The sequence below is a fragment of the Micromonospora sp. 4G55 genome, from assembly GCF_016803375.1.
Window position 1 is genome coordinate 1 of sequence record NZ_JAEVHN010000453.1, and the last position, 5,087, is coordinate 5,087.

The window sequence follows — 5,087 nt, forward strand, 5'->3', positions numbered from 1 at the left end:
GGAGGCGCCGGCGAGGCCGAGGCCGACCAGCGCGACCGCGCCGACGACGAGAGCGCGCCCGCCGCGCCGCCTGCCGGCAGCCGGTGCCGGGCCGGGGCGGCCACGGTCTTCTCGTTCCGGGTGGGGGTGTCTTCCTGCACGGCTGACCTTCACACTCAGGGGGCTGGGACCTGCCCATCCTGGGTGTCGACCGGGTCCGCGGTGGGTACCGGTACCGCAGGGCCGTCGGCGGCCGTCGGGGCAACTGTCCGCCATTGTGGCGGAATGGCCGTCTCTGCCCCGATAGCTGATCTTGGGTGGCGGTGGCGTCGCTCACAGTCCTGACTGTGACCCGGCAGACTTCGGCGCACGAAAAACCGCCCGGATCGTTCGATCCGGGCGGTCATCAGGCGATACGGAGCGTCAGGAAGCCGCTACCTCGCTGTAATATGCCTCGACTTGCAGCTTGATGTCCACTCCGCGCTCCTGGAGCCACGGCACCGGGTCCAGCGGCTCGCCCTTGACATGGATCTCGAGGTGCAGGTGGGAGCCGTACGAGTGGCCGGTGTTGCCGACCAGGCCGAGCTGGTCGCCCGCCTTGACCTGCTGCCCCTCCTTGACGTTCACGGAGGAGGAGTGGCCGTAGATGGCCTCGCTGCCGTCGGCGTGCTGGACGATCACGGCGTAGCCGTACCCGCCGAACCAGCCGGCCTTGGTGACGGTGCCGGAGTGGATGGCGACGTAGGGAGTGCCCTCGGCAGCGACCAGGTCGATGCCGGTGTGCAGCTTGCCCCAGCGCATCCCGTACGGGGAGTTGAAGTCGTAGCCCTGCAGGGGCAGCAGCCACGGGTCCTGGTCGCCGGCGTTGACCTCGGCGTCCCGGTTGGTGTCGCGGGAGGCACGGTCGGCCGCGTCGGCGCGGGCCGCCGCGTCCTGGCTGGTGATCGAGGCCTGCTTGAGCTCGTCGAGGACCGACGGGCTCACGCTCTTGGCGTCGGGGAGCGCGTTCGCGCCCAGTGCGACGATGCCGGCGCCGACGAACGCGGTGGTGACGACCGCCGCGTAGCGGCTCCGCGGGGGGGTGGGTACGCGACGGCGGCCGCGATATCTATCGGGCTCAGACGACAGGCGCTGGCGCACGCACACCCTCCGTTGTCGGGGATCCGATGCGATCTCCGGCCGTTCGGTGCAGCTCGGTCGAACGTCCGTTGGTCGCGTCGTCACCCGTCGGTGGACCTGATGACAACCGTGGACACGTTAGCCCTCCGCCGCGCCGGTCACAAGCGGAACCGCCGAATCGGTGAGTCTTTCTGTCCCTTTCCGTCCATCATTGTCATAGCTCGGTACGCCGGACGGCCGTCCCCGTTACTGCCCGTTCGTCGCGCAGAGTGACCGTTCGGCGGAGGCGTCCGGCTTTCTCGGGGGGCCGCCGGACGGTAGGGGTGCGGCCCGGATTTCCCGCCTCCGACCGGGCGGGTTACCGTTCGTTCAGGTGATAGCCGCGGAGCCCGTGAAAGGTGTGCGCTGATGAGCTCTCGTATCCGGGTCGTCGTCGCGAAGCCGGGCCTCGACGGCCACGACCGTGGCGCCAAGGTGGTCGCGCGTGCCCTGCGCGACGCCGGCATGGAGGTCATCTACACCGGCCTGCACCAGACGCCGGAGCAGATCGTGGAGACCGCCATCCAGGAGGACGCCGACGCGGTCGGCCTCTCCGTGCTCTCCGGGGCGCACATGACGCTCTTCCGGCGGGTGCTGGAGCTGCTCGCCGAGCGGGACGCCCGGGACATCGTCGTCTTCGGCGGCGGCATCATCCCGGACGCCGACATCCCCGAGCTCCAGCAGCTCGGCGTGGCGAAGATCTTCACCCCGGGCGCGACGACCCAGTCGATCGTCGAGTGGGTCCGGGGGAACGTGGCCCAGTCCGTCGCCTGACGACTGCGCCACCGCCGGGCCCGCGCCCGGCGCCCTGATCGACTCCAGCTCGCACAGGTGGCGGCATCCGGTGGATGCCGCCATTCGCGTACCTGGAGTGGGTCGGGAGCTGCCGGCGGCGCTGGGGAGGGCCGGCCGGATCCGGGCACGGGGGAAGGGCCGGACGCACCCCTCACACGCCCGGCCCTTCTATGCACGATGCCCCGCCGCCACCCCTCGACCGACAGGGCATCGGCCGCTCCCGTCCTCGCGCTGAATCAGCGCTCCGACATCAGACTCAACGACGCCCCCACCAGGGGGTTACGCGTCGTCGGCGACATCCTTCCCGGCGGTTGCCGACCGGGTCCGCGTACCGGCGAGTCGTGGGCGGCGCGCTGTGCATTACCGCACACCGCGCACCCGCTCGGTTGCCGCTGGTGCTCATCTCGCTAGGCTGCGGCCGATGGCCCGTTTCAACTGATGACGGGCGTCAACGGAGTTTCCACAACGCTGGTGGCGGCGCGACGGCGCGCCGCGGAGACGGGACGGGACGCGCAATCGTGGACCTGTACGAGTACCAGGGGCGGGACCTGTTCGAGCGGCACGGGTTGCCCGTGCTCGCCGGCGGCGTCGCCACTACCCCGGAGGAGGCCCGCGCGATCGCCGAACGCCTCGGCGGTCGGGTGGTCGTCAAGGCGCAGGTGAAGGTCGGCGGCCGAGGCAAGGCCGGCGGCGTCAAGCTGGCCGAGGGCGCGGAGGAGACGGTGGCCCGTGCCACCGACATCCTCGGCATGGACATCAAGGGTCACACCGTCCACAAGGTCATGATCACCGTGACCGCGGACGTGGCCGAGGAGTACTACTTCTCGTACCTGCTCGACCGGGCGAACCGCACCTTCCTCTGCATCGCCAGCGTCGCCGGCGGCATGGACATCGAGCAGGTCGCCGCGGACACCCCCGACAAGGTGGTCAAGGCCCCGATCGACGCCGTCAAGGGCGTGGACGAGGCGAAGGCCCGCGAGATCGTCGACGCCGCCGGCTTCCCGGCCGAGGTCGCCGACCAGGTCGTCGAGGTCGCGGTGGGCCTGTGGAAGGCATTCGTCGCCGAGGACGCCACGCTGGTCGAGGTGAACCCGCTGGCCAAGACGGGCGAGGGCAAGCTGCTGCTGCTCGACGCCAAGATCACCCTCGACGAGAACGCCGGGTTCCGGCACCCCGACCACGAGGCCCTGGTCGACCAGGCCGCGGTGGACCCGCTGGAGCAGGCCGCCAAGGAGAAGGACCTCAACTACGTCAAGCTCGACGGCGAGGTCGGCATCATCGGCAACGGCGCGGGCCTGGTCATGTCCACGCTCGACGTGGTCGCGTACGCGGGCGAGCGGCACGGCAACGTCAAGCCGGCGAACTTCCTCGACATCGGCGGTGGCGCGAGCGCCGAGGTGATGGCGAACGGCCTGGAGATCGTGCTCTCCGACCCGTCGGTGAAGAGCGTCTTCGTCAACGTCTTCGGCGGCATCACCGCCTGCGACGCGGTCGCCAACGGCATCGTGCAGGCGCTGGCGCTGCTCGAGCAGCGGGGCGAGAAGGCCACCAAGCCGCTCGTGGTCCGTCTCGACGGCAACAACGCCGAGGCCGGTCGGGCCATCCTCGACGGCGCGAACAACCCGCTGATCCAGCGGGTCGACACCATGGACGGCGCGGCCGAGCGGGCCGCCGAGCTGGCAGCTGCGGGGGTCTGATCATGGCTATCTGGCTGACCAAGGACTCGAAGGTCATCGTCCAGGGGATGACCGGTTCCGAGGGTTCCAAGCACACCCGGCGGATGCTCGCCGCGGGCACCAACGTGGTCGGCGGCGTCAACCCGCGCAAGGCGGGCCAGACGGTCGACTTCGACGGCGCTGAGCTGCCGGTCTTCGCCTCCGTCGCGGACGCGATGAAGGAGACCGGGGCCGACGTCACGGTCATCTTCGTGCCGCCGCAGTTCACCAAGGGCGCCGTGGTCGAGGCGATCGACGCCGAGATCCCGCTGGCCGTGGTGATCACCGAGGGCGTCCCGGTGCACGACACCGCCGCCTTCTGGGCGTACAACGTGAGCAAGGGTGAGAAGACCCGGATCATCGGCCCGAACTGCCCGGGCATCGCCTCGCCGGGCGCGTCCAACGCCGGCATCATCCCGGCCGACATCACCGGCTCCGGCCGGATCGGCCTGGTCAGCAAGAGCGGCACGCTGACCTACCAGATGATGTACGAGCTGCGGGACATCGGCTTCTCGACCTGCGTCGGCATCGGCGGTGACCCGATCATCGGGACCACCCACATCGACGCCCTCGCCGCGTTCGAGGCCGACCCGGAGACCGACGCCATCGTGATGATCGGTGAGATCGGCGGCGACGCCGAGGAGCGGGCCGCGGAGTTCATCAAGGCCAACGTCACCAAGCCGGTGGTCGGCTACATCGCCGGCTTCACCGCGCCCCCCGGCAAGACCATGGGGCACGCCGGCGCGATCATCTCCGGCTCGGCGGGCACCGCCGAGGCGAAGCAGGCGGCCCTGGAGGCCGTCGGCGTCAAGGTCGGCAAGACGCCGACTGAGACCGCCAAGCTGATGCGGGAGCTCATGGCCGGCCGCTGAGCGGCCGGTAGCAAGCACCGTGGGCCGCTGAGCGCCGGTAGCAGCACCGTCCGCCGCCGAGCGGACGGGTGAGACACCGAGGGGGTCGGCCGGCGACGGTCGGCCCCCTCAGTCGTCCCAGAGCGGGTAGGTCCCGCTGGCCCGCCAGATCGCGGTACCGATGATGTTGAGCACGCCGAAGGCGATCGCCAGGTAGCCGAGCACCGGCGACTGGCCGTACCGCTTCGCGTCGCGAATCGACAGATAACCGAAGACGATGCCCAGGATGCCGCAGCAGATCAGGCCCAGCACGATGCCGAGCACGCCCCACAGCGTGGTGCGGTCCTTGCCGGCCGCCGGCGGCGGCGGGGGCGGCGGGTACGGAGCGTTCACGGCTTCCTCCCAGCGCTTCGTGCCGCGACTGCAGTCGCGTCCTGCGCCGAGGCTAGACCGGAATCCGGTCCGGAAACCGGTGGATCACGGAACTCGCCGGGGTCAGGTGGGGCCGCCGGGCAGCCGCCGCCCGCGCGGCGTGCCAGAGTAGACCCGGATGTCCTCGGTCACCCCTGATCAGCCCCGCCGTCCCGCC

5 protein-coding genes are annotated in these 5,087 nt (G+C 70.7%); 3 read left to right on the forward strand and 2 right to left on the reverse strand.

Going from position 1 to position 5,087, the window contains the following annotated elements; genetic code table 11:
* Positions 1–402: 402 nt before the first annotated feature.
* Positions 403–1,119, reverse strand: coding sequence for a M23 family metallopeptidase (locus JNW89_RS27120; protein ID WP_238451180.1), 717 nt, complete (start codon positions 1,117–1,119; stop codon positions 403–405).
* A 387-nt stretch (positions 1,120–1,506) separates the two neighbouring features.
* Between JNW89_RS27120 and JNW89_RS27125 the strand changes: the two genes are divergently transcribed.
* The 3 genes from JNW89_RS27125 (at position 1,507) to sucD (ending at position 4,519) form a co-directional block, all read left to right on the forward strand.
* Positions 1,507–1,911, forward strand: a complete 405-nt coding sequence (locus JNW89_RS27125; RefSeq protein ID WP_154941907.1) for a cobalamin B12-binding domain-containing protein — start codon at positions 1,507–1,509, stop codon at positions 1,909–1,911.
* A gap of 539 nt (positions 1,912–2,450) precedes the next feature.
* Positions 2,451–3,629, forward strand: coding sequence for an ADP-forming succinate--CoA ligase subunit beta (sucC, locus tag JNW89_RS27130; RefSeq protein WP_238451182.1), 1,179 nt, complete (start codon positions 2,451–2,453; stop codon positions 3,627–3,629).
* Positions 3,630–3,631: 2 nt separating this feature from the next.
* A complete protein-coding gene (gene sucD, locus JNW89_RS27135; protein ID WP_238451184.1) occupies positions 3,632–4,519 on the forward strand; it encodes a succinate--CoA ligase subunit alpha in 888 nt (295 codons plus the stop codon).
* 108 nt (positions 4,520–4,627) lie between these two features.
* On the opposite strand, the gene JNW89_RS27140 is transcribed toward sucD, so the two are convergent.
* Complete coding sequence (locus tag JNW89_RS27140; RefSeq protein WP_154941910.1) at positions 4,628–4,891, reverse strand: DUF4190 domain-containing protein; 264 nt, start codon at positions 4,889–4,891, stop codon at positions 4,628–4,630.
* Positions 4,892–5,087 lie beyond the last annotated feature (196 nt).

Excerpts from the sequence above, each read along its gene's own strand:
- JNW89_RS27125 (WP_154941907.1), top strand. The coding sequence starts at position 1,507 with ATGAGCTCTCGTATCCGGGTCGTCGTCGCGAAGCCGGGCCTCGACGGC.
- sucD (WP_238451184.1), top strand. The coding sequence starts at position 3,632 with ATGGCTATCTGGCTGACCAAGGACTCGAAGGTCATCGTCCAGGGGATG.